The organism is Nitrosospira sp. Nsp13 (assembly GCF_900101945.1).
GTDB classification, from domain to species: Bacteria; Pseudomonadota; Gammaproteobacteria; order Burkholderiales; family Nitrosomonadaceae; genus Nitrosospira; species Nitrosospira multiformis_D.
The window spans coordinates 1-15,426 of the sequence record NZ_FMVD01000012.1; the positions used below are offsets into that span (position 1 = coordinate 1).

Genomic DNA, 15,426 nt, shown 5'->3' on the forward strand with positions numbered 1-15,426 from the left:
CTGGTCGACCGCTTCGGCTACCTGCGCGCGCGCTGGATCCCTGAAGCCGACGGCCCCGGCTGGGACAATACCGGCATGCTCATGCAGCAGCTCGCCCAGCTCAACCGCGAAAAGGAAATCCTCCCCCCGCCCGGCGATCATGTGCATTGAAACGTTCAAGAGATATAGATAGCAATATTGCCTGTAAGTCAGGAGTTGTTTTTGAAAAGTTGGTTAACAGTCAGTCAAGGAGAGTAAAAAAATGAACAAATCGATGGCCGCCGTTCTAATTAGTGCTACGTTGGCCGTGTCATCGCCCGCCGGAGCGCATACCGAAGCATATTTCGATTCCATCGCTGCGCCGCATGGCGGCCAGATGCGCATGGCGGGACCTTACCATCTGGAGCTTGTCACCAAGGAGAATGAAATCGTGCTTTATGTCATGGATCACGCGGATAATAAAATCAGCACTGAAGGTGGCGTAGGCAAGGTAGCTTTTCAAGTTGGAAAGGCGAAGCCCAAAACTTCGATCAAACTGGAGTCAGGAGGAGATAACACGCTCAAGGGTGCCGGAGACTTCTCCCTCACTCCCGAAACGGTAGTTATCGTATTCGTCAAGCTGCCGGATCAGGAGGCCCAGTCCGCCCGTTTTACCCCGCTCAAGCCAAAGTCCAAGACAACCGCCAAGAAACCTGCGGAAAAGACTGGAACCGGCAAGGAATCAGCGGGCGAGCACGGTGGCCACCATCATCACGATCATTGAGGACACTCCGGTTAGAAAGGGGCGTCGTAGTCTGGAAGGGGTAAAAACCGACTGTGCACCACGCACGCAATATCGAAATTGATACCCGTTTATCCTGAATCCGCTCCCTAGCGAACTCACCAAAAGAATGAGGTCAGGTAGCGTAAAGAATCTTTGTAGGTCATGGAATTAAACTGACAAATGAGCGATCAATTCCCGGATTCAGGTTTATCTTTCCGGAGCTGTTTCGCCTTGTAGCGCGGCTCGTCGTCCCCGCTTAACGTCCACGCCCATTAGTATTATCAGCCCGATAATAAAATAGATGCCGGTAATCAGCATGGCAAGACGATGATCGCCGCTTGAAATCCAGCTCACCAGTCCATATGTCACAGGGCCCAAAATCGACGATAGCTTTACCGCAAGTCCCCATAGCCCAAAAAATTCCGCGCGGCGGAGACCGGGGCTGAAGTACCCCACCAGCGCCCTTCCCGCTGACTGGGAGGCGCCAAGACACAGGCCTGCGATGTTGGCCGCCAGCCAGAACATAGCGCTGTTATCCGCCATCCACGCCACCAGCACCATGATAATCCAGCCGATGAGGGTCAGCGCTATGGTGGGAATATGGCCCATTCTGTCCTGAAGACTACCGAACGCGAATGCGCCCGCCGCGGCGGTGATATTGACTACCAGAACCAGAAGCATGGTATCACTCGTGCTGAAGCCCATTGCCTGCTGAGCGTATATCGCGGCCAGCGTAATTACCGTCTGGATTCCCGCCTGATAAAACACCAGGCAGGCAAGAAATCTCACCAAGTCACGGTAATCCCGCACATGGCTGAATGTTTCGCCCAGGCGGGAAAATGCTTCACGCACCACGCTGCGTCCGGCAAGATGCGCCTGAGGCTGGGCTCTTTCCTTCAGATAAAGAAAGGTGGGGACGCTGGAGATCGCAAACAATACAGCGGTTATCAGCATGGTTATCGGCACAAACTGTGCAGCTTGCATTCCCTCCCCCTGCGCCCACGTCACGTACGCAAGCGAACAACCCAGGCTCACCAGTCCGCCGATATAGCCGAGACTCCACCCCCAGCCAGATACCTTCCCCAGCGCTTCACCTTGTGCAAGTTCAGGCAGAAATGCGGCGATCAAATTCTCGCCGCAACCGAAGAAAAAATTGGTAAGAATGATGAGTACCACCGCCAGCCACAGATCCCCTGGTCCCACCAGCGAAAGCATCGCGGTAAATACGACACAACCTATGGTCGTAAGGAGAAGCAGGCGTTTCTTCGCGGCATATGCGTCAGCATAGGCGCCCAATGCCGGTCCCGTTAGTATGATTAGCGCATACGAAACCGCCAGTGCCGCAGTCCAGGCAAATGTTCCCCATTCCTGGTTGCCTGTTACCACCCCGACAAAATAAGCATTGAAAATCGCAGTGATGACTACCGTTGTATAGCCCGAATTGGCAAAATCGAACATTGCCCACGACCAAACCTCACGCCGGCTGACACCTGCCGTAAGGTGCGATGATTGATCCTCTAGGGGCATGAACGCAGCCCCTTCAATAATCTTATTATGTTATCCCCCTATTTCGAGCAGATTCTCTAGTCAGGTCGTTTTATAAGTTTGCGTGAAGATTGCGCAGGATTTTTGTTTTTCTGGGATTTTATAAAAGAGGGCGTAGTTATTCATACGCCCGATTGAGCAAAATTTCCATAGAAAACGAAAGACCAGCGAGGCTGCGTCAATTTATGAACATCCGGTTAGTACTACGGTCCAATAGGCAACGCTCACAAAACCCGTAAGATGCAATCATGACGTAAACCTATTTCAGGCAAGAACGTTAGTATCACAAGTAGCTTGATTCTTTCCTGGTATTTCTTTAATCGGTTCGCTGGCACAGACAGCGACTTAAAAAGGAAACCCGATAATGCATACAATTCTCGAGTCGGCAGCTTCATATACCCTCAGCTTTTTGACCCAATGCATCAATATGATAGTGATGTGCTTCTGGCGGGAACGGCGGCTGTCCGCGGCGGCGACGCAACGGAAGGAAAATCCCCCCGCATAAGCCTACCGCTGGACTATTACCCGTTTACTTACCCGCTTACGCACCGAAATCCGGAAGCGGCAATTCTGCCCTGCGTTTTTGTTGTTGGTTAAGATGTGGAGCATTCCATACCGCAACACATTAGCGCAGGGCGTTTCAGATACATCGCTATAGCCGTTTGTCGCGCCGAAGCCTTCGATTAACTTGCCAATGATAAAAACGGCTAAGTAACGGCCGAATGACGGGCAATCCAATAAACCAGGCCAGCGGCTTCAATACCGAGACCTTGCTCATGAGGACAATATAGGCATCCAGCTCGGAAAAAACCCTCTGACTTTCGTCTTTGACGTGCAGCTCCGTTAACGCCTTGTGAGGATCGATGCCACACTGGCGCAACTCGTTGTCTTTGCCGGTAATGTCGACCCAGACCACATCATCCCCATTTCTGCCCGCGAGCCGTTCATAACTCCGCCTGTCCTTGACACAACTTGGGCAGGCGCCATCATAATAAACAGTAACCTTTCCTCGCTCCGTACTCACAGATCTCCATAATATATAGTTAATGCTGCAGAGATATTGCTCCGCAGTTCACTATAGCTATCAGCAGTGGCTAGAAATAAGTGGATAAATAAGTGGATGTTTCCGGTCTGTTCGCTGAATATCTTAACGGCATTCTAAAAGAAACAAGTGGGTATGGAAAGAGGATGAGTCGTGGTACGCCAACCACTTTGCAAACGCTTAGGAAACAAAAAATTGTCCGTCATTGACCGCGCACATGTTGTTTCGATACGCGGCAGCATAACTAGGGCAGGTCATCCAAGCACTACAAACCGGGTTAACGTGTTGATATCCGGCATATTTGGATGGGCGATATCTGCGGGGCTATGGGAGAAAAACCCCGCAACCGGCATTAAGCTTAACAGAGAGCATTCGCGTGACAGGCTCATTCAAGGCGATGAGCATAGCCCATTTAGATTATGTACATTTGTCATTAATAAGTGTAGCGTGAAAAATGTTGGATATGATAGGTTGACAGTTAAGCAAGATCAATCTGGTTAAACCGTCTATGCCCCAAATTCTATCTGGCGATTTTTTCCCGAATAGATCAAACATTGTTTGTGCTGTTATTCTACGTAAGACAGAACCCCGTGCTTTTTTACCGAGCTCCCGATCCCGTTTATCCTGTTCCCTCTCGCGCTTGCGTTGCTCTTTAGCCTCTCGTACAGGGTGTATCGCCTCGTTATGTGGCTTTGATAGAAGTGCAGGCAGACAAGATCCGGATCAAATCCACATGATCCCGTTCGGTAAAAAGGACAAATGCCTTCAGAGTTAATTGTGGAGACAAAGTCTCTCTTCGAGACATATTTCGGCGGTCCCGACCAGCCTCCAGGTTACCTGCGCAATATATTGGCAGAGCGTATCGCTGCGGTTCCATGCGGCGGATCGATCGATTGGGTTACCTACTATTTTCGTGATCTGAGGCTGGCCGAGGCGCTTGTTCAGGCTCACAGGCGGGGGGTCAAGGTTGGTTTGACCCTGGCAGGCAGGCCACGCATCCCTACTGCCAATGACGCGGTGATCGCTATGCTCTCCGGTCCTGATGGTCTGGATGAAGGACTTAGCGTGGTAACTCTGCCGGGTATACCGGCACCGCGAGGCAGATCGTGGAAACCACAATTACATGAAAAACTCTACTGTTTCTCGCACCCCAAACCCATCGCGTTCATCGGCTCTTTCAATCCATTAGGAAACATGTCGGATGAAAAGCGGGAGATCAACCGAGAGATAGGCGACCAGGACAGGGGCCATAACGTGCTTGTCGGGTTTACCGACGCAATGCTGATTGAGCAACTGGTAAAACATGCTCGGCAGTTACAGCGGTTCCCTCCGGGACTCACTTATCGGTTTTCCGCAGAGGCAAATCGGACGGTTAATGGCCCAGACACCGCTATTTACTTCTGGCCCCGGGTGCATCCACATCCGGTGGTGAAGTTCTTGAGCCAGGTGGGCGACAATGCTCGTGTCCGTATCGTAGCATCCCACATTAGAACGGAGAGTGCTGTAGATGTTATGCTTCGACTCGCCCATCGAGGCGTGGCGTTAGAGATATTCGCAGATGCAGCACCAAAGCGAGTCACTGCAAAGGTGGAGCAGCGGCTGCTCGCCGCCAACGTCCAGTTCAGGCGGATCAGAGATCCTGAAGATCTTCCAATGCACCTCAAGTTTGTGTTAGTGGAGGATAACGATGAGGTCTGGTCCATTTTTGGTAGCTTCAATTGGACGAGGCCATCATTCTGGCTCAACCATGAAATTGCCGCCATTTCAAGCAATCCCATGCTTTTTAAGGCGTTTTCTGATCGATGCGATGTATTGGAAAATAAAAGAGGCTTAACCTCGTGCCTATAATTCAAACGCATTAATTTGAAATTTTGGGGAAATATGAAAAATTCTGCTCAACTCTTATTATCCCCGTAGAAAATCAAGTTCGCGAATTAGACGCGAAAATTCTGTTGGCCTGTGTCGCAGCCGAGCGGTGCTTCCGGTCATAATGGGTTCTTGTACCTTTTGTGCATCGCGAGATAGTTTCTTCAGTGTGAGTTGTATGTCAGGAAATTATCCCACGCTATTGTCATAGCGTAAGAGAGTCACCGGATAATAGGTAGCAGAAAAACGACCCAGTAAGGGCTGAATTAGGCGGCAACGTGGCCCCCATGTGCCTCTATCCAATCCAGGGACGAATAGATTTGTCAGTAAGCGCTTGAAATGACTGGTGCTGTTGAGAGGAGTCGAACCTCCGACCTACTGATTACGAATCAGTTGCTCTACCAACTGAGCTACAACAGCTTCGAAGAAAAAATCGAATTTACGATTATAGAGGTTTGGGAAACCGCGGGCAAATTGGTTGACATCTGAAATCAAATGCCTGAATGGCGTGGACGCCAGAGAGGTGCAGGCAGTTCGCAAACCCCTGGCTCAATCCGCGGAGATACCGCGCGCGCACTCCCGAAACAAGCCCGTATCCTTTCATCACCGATCGGACTTATCACCCCGATTTATCGAGAAGATAGGAAAGGACGCGCAAGGCAGCGTGCGGCGAGGCCTTAATGCCATAGTGGCCACCTTTCACACCATTTCTTTATCTGCACGGTCAAGTATAGATATTTTCCTCTATTTTCGTCGATTGTCATCTAACATCTGGACATTTTTTACCGGTTGCGGCACACTTATCGGATGAAAACCAAAGAATCTCGGCCAAAAAATATTTTAGTGCTTCATGGTCCGAACCTGAATCTTTTAGGCAAGCGCGAGCCTGAAGTCTACGGATCCGTGACGTTAGAAGAAATTAACGAGAATTTACTGAATTTAGCTAAAGAATCTGACATAAAATTAGTTGCTTTCCAAAGTAATGCTGAGGGCGAATTAATTGATCGTATTCAGCAGGCAATGGGTGACAACGTCGATTTCATTATTATTAATCCAGCGGCTTATACTCATACCAGTATTGCCATGCGTGATGCGCTTGCTGCAACAAGATTGCCATTCATTGAAGTTCATCTCTCCAATATTTTTGCTCGCGAGTCTTTTCGCAAAGAATCGTATTTTTCTGATCTGGCGCTTGGCGTTATTAGTGGTTTGGGCGCCAAAGGCTATGAGCTGGCCTTGAAATATGCGCTGACAGCCCGTTAGTGTGCATTCCTCAAAATCGAAAAATTCTCTATGTTTTGACGGGTGCCTGTGTTCACTGAATGAAATTGACAGAAGATAGGATCCATTCTCGCTGGCTTTCTGGCAGATGGAATGCTGCAAGCAGCAGAATCCTATATTGATGATGGCAGGTTTAGATGGTTAAAGATGCCCAAAAGGGCATTGTTCCGGGGAGGTCTTTATGGATCTGCGAAAACTTAAAAAACTGATTGAGCTGGTGGAAGAATCGGGTATCGGCGAACTGGAGATTACAGAAGGCGAGGAAAAGGTTCGCATCAGCAAGTCTGCGTCCTCCACTCAGACTTATGTAACCGCGCCACCCGTCATGCAGGCGATCGCTCCGGCTGTCGTCCCAGAGTCCGTGGCAACCACCTCGGCACCAAGCGAGTTATTGACGCAAGGCCATGTGGTGAAATCGCCCATGGTGGGAACATTTTATCGTACCTCCACCCCTGGGGCGAACCCGTTCGTAGAGGTAGGACAGACGGTGAAGGCCGGCGATACCTTATGCATCATTGAAGCAATGAAGTTGCTCAATGAGATTGAATCGGACAAGGACGGGATTATCAAAGCGGTTCTCGTGGAAAACGGCCAGCCAGTCGAGTACGGCGAACCGCTATTTGTGATCGAATGATTTTAAGCGCTATCTTCCATCTTTCTTTACAAGGGATACCAATAGAACAGATGGCAGGCGCCTCTGTCGTTTAATAGGGATATCCCATGTTTGAAAAAATTCTAATAGCCAATCGAGGTGAAATCGCTCTGCGTATTCAGCGTGCTTGCCGTGAGATGGGAATTAAAACAGTGGCGGTGCATTCCGAGGCGGATGCCAATGCAAAATATGTGAAGCTCGCCGATGAGTCCGTGTGTATTGGGCCGGCGCCGTCGGCCCAGAGTTATCTCAATGTGCCCGCCATTATCAGCGCAGCTGAAGTAACCGATGCGGAAGCGATTCATCCCGGCTATGGTTTTCTCTCCGAAAATGCCGACTTTGCCGAGCGTGTGGAAAGTAGCGGTTTTGTCTTCATCGGCCCTCGCCCCGAAACGATACGCATGATGGGCGACAAGGTCAGCGCCAAGAACGCAATGAAAAAAGCGGGTGTTCCCTGTGTTCCGGGGTCCAACGGCGCATTACCGGAATCTCTTGATGAGATCCGTGCGATCATCCGTGCGATTGGCTATCCTGTCATTATCAAGGCATCAGCGGGCGGCGGCGGGCGTGGAATGCGCGTGGTTCACACCGAGGCCGCGTTGTCGAATGCGGTCATAATAACCCGCAACGAGGCACAGGCGGCGTTCGGTAATCCAACGGTTTATGCGGAAAAATTTCTGGAAAATCCTCGTCATATTGAATTCCAGGTGCTGGTTGATGAACACCGCAATGCAATCCACTTGGGGGAACGTGAGTGTTCAATGCAGCGCCGCCACCAGAAAATCCTCGAGGAAGCACCCGCCCTGGGCATTCCCCCCAGATTACGCGACAGGATAGGTGGCCGGTGCGCCGATGCGTGCCGGCGTATCGGTTATCGGGGAGTGGGAACGTTCGAGTTCCTGTTTGAGAAAAACGAATTTTATTTCATCGAAATGAACACGCGTTTACAAGTGGAACACCCCGTTACGGAGGCAATTACCGGGATAGATCTGGTAAAAGCACAAATTCGTGTTGCCGCCGGTGAAAAATTGACCATTCGCCAACGAGATGTTACATGGAAGGGGCATGCCATCGAATGCCGCATCAACGCCGAGGATCCTTATAAGCTTACGCCTTCCGCCGGTCGTATCACTCAGTATCATGCTCCCGGCGGTCCGGGCATTCGGGTCGACTCTCATATTTATCATAACTACGTGGTGCCGCCCTATTACGATTCCATGATCGCCAAAGTGATTGCTTATGGGGATAACCGCGACCAGGCAATCGCCCGAATGCGCATTGCGCTATCGGAGATGGTGGTTGAAGGCATCAGCACCAATATCCCATTGCATCTCGATCTGTTGTCGGACGCCGCGTTTCTGACGGGCGGTACCAGCATCCACTACCTTGAGCAGAAGCTTGCCAATTACAATAAGCCGGGCTAAAAGCGGCCAGCCGTGTTGCGGCGAGTTTCCCTGAGTATTGCGATATATGCCCTGGATTTCTCTCACCCTGGAAACCGATGACGCGCATGCCGAAATCCTGAGCGATGCGATGCTTGAACTCGGTGCGTTATCAACGGACATACACGATGCGGCTGCGGGCACTGAACGAGAGCAGTCGTTATTCGATGAACCCGGTGAGTCGGCTGGGGAAATCTGGTCCGTGTCGGAACTTACCGCCCTATTCGAAGCGGATGCCGACATAACGTCCATTGTGCAAGCTGCGGCGCAAGTGGCTCAGCTTCCCATTCCGCCCGTCTACCACCTGACGCATGTGGAAGAGCAGGACTGGGTGCGGATTACGCAATCGCAATTCGATCCGATACAAATATCGTCACGGTTGTGGATTGTCCCCACCTGGCATCGGGCGCCCGATCCCACCGCGATCAATCTGACACTCGATCCCGGACTGGCTTTCGGCACCGGCAGTCACCCTACCACAAAACTATGCCTTGCCTGGCTTGACGAAAACCTGCAAGGGGGTGAAGATGTTCTTGATTACGGTTGTGGCTCCGGCATATTGGCTATCGCCGCGTCGAAGCTCGGTGCGCGCCATGTGGTGGGCGTAGATATAGATGCGCAGGCGGTTGCAGCCAGTCGCGAAAATGCCATGCTTAATCAATGTGACGAAACAGAAATGGAGTTTCATACGGCGCATTTTGCGACTTGGACAGATCCGGCACGCGAAGCCTGGGCGGATGTGGTTGTCGCCAATATTCTTGCCAATCCTTTGATCATGCTGGCCCCGATACTGATGCGCGCTACCCGGCAGGGGGGCCATATAGTACTTTCCGGCATACTTATGGAACAGGCGGAGGAAGTCAGTCATGTCTATCAGCAATGGTTCAATATGCATATTGCCGGGGTGCGGGAGGGCTGGGTGTTGCTGGCCGGGACCAGGAAGTGAATTTGAATTTTCTTGAAAAATAACGGCTATGGCGCTTATAACCCGTTGTCCTGACTGTGCCACCGCTTTCCGTATAACCCCCATGCAGTTGCAGGCGCACGGCGGGGATGTGCGCTGCGGACATTGCGCACATATATTTAACGGTTTTGCCACACTTGCGACAATGCAAGAGCCGGAAGCCAATGATTTATCCGGGAAGACGGTGCCGGACAAACCGCAAAGCCCGGAGATTCCTTCCATAAGTGATTCGCCCATCACGGCTTTAACCGATCCAGAAGTGTCCTCCCAGACTACCGGTAACGAAACGGCGCAGACCGAAGCAGCATTGGAGAGCCCACCTACGGAGGCGCCAGAACCGGAAGCGTCGGTGGTGAAAGAACCGGTCCTGCAAGTACCGCACGTAACCCGCGCACCGGAGAGCAACCCGGCGGAAAATTACCCACCGGACGACTATACGGATGAGTATGCCTTCAATGCGGCACCATCGCGCAAGACTTCCCTCGCATGGGGCTTTGCGAGTCTGTTTTTGCTTGTTGTGCTGGCCGCCCAGGCCATTTACTTTTATCGCGCCCAGCTTTCTGTTATCGCCCCCGCTACCAGGCCGTTTCTGGAACAATACTGCGAGCTATTGGGATGTACCATTCCACCGCCGCAAAAATCAGCATTGCTGAATAGCGGGTCAGTTTTTGTTTTATCCGGGATTGGTTTATACAACTTGAATCCACCGGAATCAAACGGTTTACGCCGATAACGGGATTGGACCCCATAAAATTATGGGCTGTGTTCGCAGTGCATTTGAATTAAAATTGAAATCCCGCCAAATCCAGCAGTCGCCTTCAAGCAAAATGATCCCTGAGACGTTAATTGAAATCAAAGGTTTGAACTTCTCCTATGGGGAGCGTTCCATCCTGAAGGGGATCGACATGACGATGTCACGGGGTAAAGTCATCGCCATCATGGGCGGCAGCGGTAGCGGCAAGACCACGCTGTTGCGTCTTATCGGTGGAGCGGTTCGCCCATCCTCCGGCTATGTCAAGGTTGCCGGCAAGGTAGTACATGAGCTCAAAAGGGATGAGCTTTTCCAGATGCGCCGAAAAATGAGCATGTTATTCCAGTTCGGCGCGCTGTTTACCGATTTGTCGGTATTCGACAACGTGGCTTTCCAGATGCGTGAACATACCGATTTACCCGAATCGATGATTCGCGATCTGGTGCTGATGAAACTACAGGCTGTCGGTTTGCGTGGGGCGCACGATCTGATGCCCGCGCAACTTTCGGGAGGAATGGCGCGGCGGGTGGCGTTAGCTCGCTCGATTGCGCTGGATCCGCTACTTATCATGTATGACGAACCGTTTACCGGGCTCGATCCAATTTCATTGACTGTCATCGGAAATTTGATCCGTCGCTTGACCGATGCACTCGGTATGACCTCCATTGTGGTAACCCACGATGTGCAGGAGTCCTTGAAAATCGTGGACTATGTTTATTTCATTTCAGGGGGCGTGATCGCGGCGCATGGTACACCGGACGAAGTGCGCAAATCGGTTGCGCCTTTTGTCCATCAGTTCGTGCATGGCGAAGAAGACGGCCCTGTTTCGTTCCACTACTCTGCGGAAGCTTACGCGAACGATCTGAAACTGGAGGGTAGTTTTGCCTAGGCGTATCGTTGTCGGTATTCGGGGTGTGGGTCATCGCGTGATAGACAGTATCTGGCGGCTGGGCTACGCCAGCCGCTTTTTTCTGTTGACACTGCTGAAGTCGGGTACCAGCTTTCGACGTTTTGGCCTGATTATCCGTGAGCTTTATTTTACGGGCGTGCTGTCGCTGATTATTATCGTTGTGTCGGGATTGTTCGTCGGCATGGTGCTGGGTTTACAGGGCTATGAAACGTTACAGAGATTCGGTGCAGAATCCGCTGTCGGTACAATGGTGGCGCTGTCGCTCGTTCGGGAACTGGGGCCTGTCGTGGCGGCGCTATTGTTCGCCAGCCGTGCCGGGTCCGCCATTACTGCTGAAATCGGCTTGATGAAGGCCACGGATCAATTGGCGGCGATGGAAATGATGGCGGTGGATCCAATTGCCCGGGTGGTGGCTCCCCGGTTCTGGGCGGGCGTAATTTCGATGCCGTTTTTGGCGGCGCTGTTTTCGGTGGTTGGCGTGTTTGGGGGTTATCTGGTAGCGGTGGTACTTATCGGGGTGGATGAGGGTTCATTCTGGTCGCAGATGCAAAACGCGGTGGATTTCCGGTACGACATCGTCAATGGTGTCATCAAGACCTGTGTTTTTGGTGTGGCGGTAACGGCAATTGCGGTGTTCGAGGGTTATGATGCGTCGCCCACGGCTGAAGGGGTGTCCGGCGCGACCACCCGCACCGTGGTGACTTCCTCGCTGGCGATTCTGGGACTGGATTTTGTTTTGACCTCGGTCATGTTCAGGGGAATGAGCTGATGCAGCGAACAACAATGGATTTGTGGGTAGGCGTATTTGTCATGGCTGGAATCGGCGCATTGCTGGTTTTGGCTTTGAAAGTGGGAAATCTGGGCACTTATAGCGAAGCAGAGAGCTATACACTGATTGGAAATTTTGAGAATATCGGGGGTTTGAAAGTTAGAGCCCCGGTAAAAAGCGCCGGTGTGGTCGTGGGACGTATAACGGATATTCAATTCAACACCGAGACTTACGATGCCGCGGTGACCATGAACATAGACCGTCGCTACCAATTTCCCAAGGACACCTTCGCAAGCATTCTCACGTCGGGACTTCTGGGTGAGCAATACATTGGCCTGGCGGCGGGTGGCGACGAGACAGTACTGAAGAATGGCGATAAAATCCTGAAAACCAATTCCGCGATGGTTCTGGAAGAAATGATCGGGCGATTCCTATTCGATAAAGCATCGGAGAACAAGGCGTCAGAAGACGGCGATAGCGACGATGACGGCAAGAAATAGCCATATATTCGCGGTGAGGCATGCGTTGGCTTATGATGCAGTTTAAAATGGATAGTTCAACTAATTTTAATGAGGAAATCATGAAAAAATACCTTGGTATCTTTGTATTGCTGGCGGTGTGGTTGCCTGCGCTGCCTGCATGGTCAATGGAGGTCACCAGTCCCGATAAACTGGTGGATAACACCGCTCAGGAGGTGCTTACAATTGTCAGGCAGGACAAGAGCTTGCAAGGCAGTCACGCCAAGATTCTCGATTTGGTGGAGGCCAAGATACTGCCTCATTTCAATTTCAACCGGATGACCCGGCTGGCGATGGGCAAGAATTGGTCCAAGGCCTCGCCTGATCAACAGGAGCAATTGGTGAAGGAGTTCCGTACCCTCCTGGTTCGCACCTATTCCAACGCATTGACTGATTATCGTGACCATACCATCAAGGTTGAACCGCTCAAAGTCGCGGCGGATGATACCGATACCACGGTCAAAACGAAAGTGATGCAAGATTCTGGTCAGCAGCCGGTTCCCATCGATTACAGCATGGAAAAAACCGGCGATGGCTGGAAAGTGTACGATGTAACGGTTGCGGGAGTTAGTCTGGTAACCAATTACCGCAGCACTTTCAATAACCAGGTTCGCGACGGTGGAGTGGATAAACTACTTAAAACCCTGGTGGATAAAAATCGTTCGTTGATAGCTGCCGATAAAAAGGCCGATGCGCGGTAATCCGTGATCCTGATCCGGCCCGTTGACTTGCTCATTTTTCACTCATTTTTTAGATGGGCGCCATGATTTACACCGATGTTTTGTACCATTTTGACTTTAAACTTCAACTACCGGATGTAGCATGGCCGAAGTAGTTCTGTCCAAGGACGGCGAACTGAGCGTCGAGGGATCAATCACCTTCAATAATGTGGTTGCGGTGGTCGAGCGGGGCATTGCGTTGTTTAATCATGATGATCTGGTAATTGATCTAACGCGAGTGGTTGAAGTGGACTCGTCAGCTGTCAGCCTGTTGCTGGAATGGCAGCGCGAGGCTGGCCGCCGCCACCACCGGATGTGTTTTGCCAACATGCCGCAAAACCTGCGAGGTTTGACTCAGCTGTATGGCGTTTCCGAATTGATCCTTCAAGCGTAAATCATAAATGGGTGATGGCGGAATGAAGTGCCAGAAACTGGCGCTTTCCGGCCAATCGAGGGTAACTCGTATGGGGCATACTTAAAAATCCCCTATCCAAGCCCGTTACGCATACCCCTGATACTCCTTATCCTTGTTTCTTCCCGATGACACTGGCAATCGAAGTCAAGCAGATGCACAAACGCTTCGGCGCATTACAGGCGTTGTGCGGTGTCGATCTTGAAATCGGCACCGGTGAGTTTTTTGCACTGCTCGGTCCGAATGGCGCGGGCAAGACCACTCTCATTAACATCATAGCGGGGCTGACTCTTGCGAGCAGCGGCAGCGCCAGAGTGATGGGATATGATGTCGTTGCCGATTACCGTGAAGCGCGGCGTATGCTGGGTGTGGTGCCGCAGGAACTCGTATTCGATCCATTCTTTACCGTCAGGGAAACGCTTGCGATCCAGTCGGGCTATTATGGCCTGAAGAATAACGGTTCCTGGATAGAGGAGATCATCCACCATCTGGATCTCACCGACAAGGCCGACGCCAACATGCGCACGCTGTCCGGTGGCATGAAGCGGCGCGTGCTTGTGGCCCAGGCATTGGTGCACAAGCCACCGGTGATCGTTCTGGACGAGCCCACCGCGGGAGTGGATGTGGAATTGCGCCAGGCGCTTTGGCATTTCATCAAACAGTTGAACCGCAATGGCCACACCATCGTGCTCACCACGCATTATCTTGAGGAAGCCGAAGCTTTATGCAGCCGCGTGGCGATGCTCAAACAAGGGAATATCGTCGCGCTCGACAGCATCAAAAATCTCGTCAATAGTATTTCCGGATGCTCGGTGCGATTGCGGTTGTCGCCCGATACACTCCCTTTGCCGCTACAACCCTTATTGAGTAGCCATGAGGACGGATACTGCATCCTGGCAATCGGGGAATATTCCCAGCTCGAGAATGTCATGGCGGCGCTGCGCATGGCGGACGTGCAAGTCCTGGAAATGCAGGTGTTGCAACCTGATTTGGAAGAAGTGTTCGTGAAAATCATGGGCCATACCGAAAATCCGCAGCCAGTATCCCGATGACCGGGTTCTTTACTCTGCTCCACAAGGAGTTGCTGCGCTTCTGGAAAGTCGGGTTACAAACCGTATTCGCGCCGATGCTTTCCACGCTGCTCTATCTGCTGATTTTTTCTCACGTGCTGGAAGAACACGTACAGGCATATCCGGGCGTGGCATACACCGTCTTTCTGGTTCCGGGTCTGGTGATGATGGCCATGTTGCAGAATGCTTTTGCCAACTCGTCATCCAGCTTGATTCAATCGAAGATCTCAGGCAATCTCGTCTTTGTCCTGTTATCCCCGCTTTCTTACCAGGAAATATTCTTGGCCTATGTACTGGCATCCGTCGTACGCGGCCTGGCGGTGGGGTTGGGGGTCTACCTGGTGACGCTCGGATTTTTCGAACTACCGGTGAGCTCATTTCTATGGGTATTCGTGTTTGCCCTGATGGGCAGCGCATTGCTGGGGGCACTAGGCATTATTGCCGGTATCTGGGCGGAAAAGTTTGATCAGCTGGCTGCTTTTCAGAACTTTGTCATTCTGCCCCTGACATTTCTATCCGGGGTGTTTTACACGATCCACTCGTTGCCTCCCTTCTGGCAGGGATTGTCGCACTTGAATCCGTTTTTTTACATGATTGACGGTTTCCGCTATGGTTTTTTCAGCGTGTCGGATATTTCACCCTATGCCAGCCTTGGGATTGTGGCGGCGTGCTTTTTGGCGGTATCATGGCTGACATTGCGGATGCTTAGGGCAGGTTATAAGATCCGCCATTAAGGCATCATA

At 51.5% G+C, this 15,426-nt stretch carries 16 protein-coding genes and 1 tRNA gene; 14 read left to right on the top strand and 3 right to left on the bottom strand.

The window, feature by feature from the left end; genetic code table 11:
• Positions 1 to 241 precede the first annotated feature (241 nt).
• Complete coding sequence (locus tag BLO43_RS12815; protein WP_090907394.1) at positions 242 to 742, top strand: hypothetical protein; 501 nt, start codon at positions 242 to 244, stop codon at positions 740 to 742.
• Between the two features lie 207 nt (positions 743 to 949).
• On the opposite strand, the gene BLO43_RS12820 is transcribed toward BLO43_RS12815, so the two are convergent.
• On the bottom strand, positions 950 to 2,269 hold the full coding sequence (locus BLO43_RS12820) for an MFS transporter (protein ID WP_254773462.1): 1,320 nt from the start codon (positions 2,267 to 2,269) through the stop codon (positions 950 to 952).
• 670 nt (positions 2,270 to 2,939) lie between these two features.
• Entirely contained in the window at positions 2,940 to 3,311 is a 372-nt protein-coding gene (locus BLO43_RS12830) for a thiol-disulfide oxidoreductase DCC family protein (protein WP_090907397.1), read from the bottom strand.
• Between the two features lie 777 nt (positions 3,312 to 4,088).
• On the opposite strand from BLO43_RS12830, the gene BLO43_RS12835 reads away from it, so the two are divergent.
• Positions 4,089 to 5,177 (top strand): phospholipase D-like domain-containing protein, encoded by a 1,089-nt coding sequence (locus BLO43_RS12835; RefSeq protein WP_090907398.1) that lies wholly within the window; start codon positions 4,089 to 4,091, stop codon positions 5,175 to 5,177.
• 362 nt (positions 5,178 to 5,539) lie between these two features.
• Here BLO43_RS12835 and BLO43_RS12840 read toward each other — a convergent pair.
• Positions 5,540 to 5,615: transfer RNA gene (locus tag BLO43_RS12840), tRNA-Thr, on the bottom strand.
• A 387-nt stretch (positions 5,616 to 6,002) separates the two neighbouring features.
• Here BLO43_RS12840 and aroQ point away from each other — a divergent pair.
• The 12 genes from aroQ (at position 6,003) to BLO43_RS12900 (ending at position 15,417) form a co-directional block, all read left to right on the top strand.
• The gene (gene aroQ / locus BLO43_RS12845) at positions 6,003 to 6,458 is read left to right on the top strand and encodes a type II 3-dehydroquinate dehydratase (RefSeq protein WP_074630691.1); all 456 of its coding nucleotides are present in this window, start codon (positions 6,003 to 6,005) and stop codon (positions 6,456 to 6,458) included.
• Positions 6,459 to 6,657: 199 nt separating this feature from the next.
• Positions 6,658 to 7,110 carry an acetyl-CoA carboxylase biotin carboxyl carrier protein gene (gene accB / locus BLO43_RS12850; RefSeq protein ID WP_090907399.1) on the top strand — a complete coding sequence of 151 codons (453 nt, stop codon included), beginning with the start codon at positions 6,658 to 6,660 and terminating at the stop codon, positions 7,108 to 7,110.
• Between the two features lie 86 nt (positions 7,111 to 7,196).
• Positions 7,197 to 8,552: an acetyl-CoA carboxylase biotin carboxylase subunit gene (accC, locus tag BLO43_RS12855; protein ID WP_090907400.1), complete on the top strand. Its 1,356-nt coding sequence runs from the start codon at positions 7,197 to 7,199 to the stop codon at positions 8,550 to 8,552.
• Between the two features lie 46 nt (positions 8,553 to 8,598).
• The gene (gene prmA, locus BLO43_RS12860; protein WP_090907401.1) at positions 8,599 to 9,516 is read left to right on the top strand and encodes a 50S ribosomal protein L11 methyltransferase; all 918 of its coding nucleotides are present in this window, start codon (positions 8,599 to 8,601) and stop codon (positions 9,514 to 9,516) included.
• A gap of 28 nt (positions 9,517 to 9,544) precedes the next feature.
• Positions 9,545 to 10,267, top strand: coding sequence for a zinc-ribbon and DUF3426 domain-containing protein (locus tag BLO43_RS16840; protein WP_175443957.1), 723 nt, complete (start codon positions 9,545 to 9,547; stop codon positions 10,265 to 10,267).
• Positions 10,268 to 10,361: 94 nt separating this feature from the next.
• On the top strand, positions 10,362 to 11,174 hold the full coding sequence (locus BLO43_RS12870) for an ABC transporter ATP-binding protein (RefSeq protein ID WP_090907466.1): 813 nt from the start codon (positions 10,362 to 10,364) through the stop codon (positions 11,172 to 11,174).
• Entirely contained in the window at positions 11,167 to 11,964 is a 798-nt protein-coding gene (mlaE, locus tag BLO43_RS12875; RefSeq protein WP_074630697.1) for a lipid asymmetry maintenance ABC transporter permease subunit MlaE, read from the top strand. Before BLO43_RS12870 ends, mlaE begins: the two co-directional genes overlap by 8 nt.
• A complete protein-coding gene (gene mlaD / locus BLO43_RS12880) occupies positions 11,964 to 12,464 on the top strand; it encodes an outer membrane lipid asymmetry maintenance protein MlaD (RefSeq protein ID WP_090907402.1) in 501 nt (166 codons plus the stop codon). Before mlaE ends, mlaD begins: the two co-directional genes overlap by 1 nt.
• A gap of 80 nt (positions 12,465 to 12,544) precedes the next feature.
• Positions 12,545 to 13,183: an MlaC/ttg2D family ABC transporter substrate-binding protein gene (locus tag BLO43_RS12885; RefSeq protein WP_090907467.1), complete on the top strand. Its 639-nt coding sequence runs from the start codon at positions 12,545 to 12,547 to the stop codon at positions 13,181 to 13,183.
• Between the two features lie 121 nt (positions 13,184 to 13,304).
• A complete protein-coding gene (locus tag BLO43_RS12890) occupies positions 13,305 to 13,595 on the top strand; it encodes an STAS domain-containing protein (protein WP_090907403.1) in 291 nt (96 codons plus the stop codon).
• A gap of 146 nt (positions 13,596 to 13,741) precedes the next feature.
• The gene (locus tag BLO43_RS12895; RefSeq protein ID WP_090907404.1) at positions 13,742 to 14,665 is read left to right on the top strand and encodes an ABC transporter ATP-binding protein; all 924 of its coding nucleotides are present in this window, start codon (positions 13,742 to 13,744) and stop codon (positions 14,663 to 14,665) included.
• The gene (locus BLO43_RS12900) at positions 14,662 to 15,417 is read left to right on the top strand and encodes an ABC transporter permease (RefSeq protein WP_090907405.1); all 756 of its coding nucleotides are present in this window, start codon (positions 14,662 to 14,664) and stop codon (positions 15,415 to 15,417) included. Before BLO43_RS12895 ends, BLO43_RS12900 begins: the two co-directional genes overlap by 4 nt.
• The last annotated feature ends 9 nt before the right edge of the window (positions 15,418 to 15,426 follow it).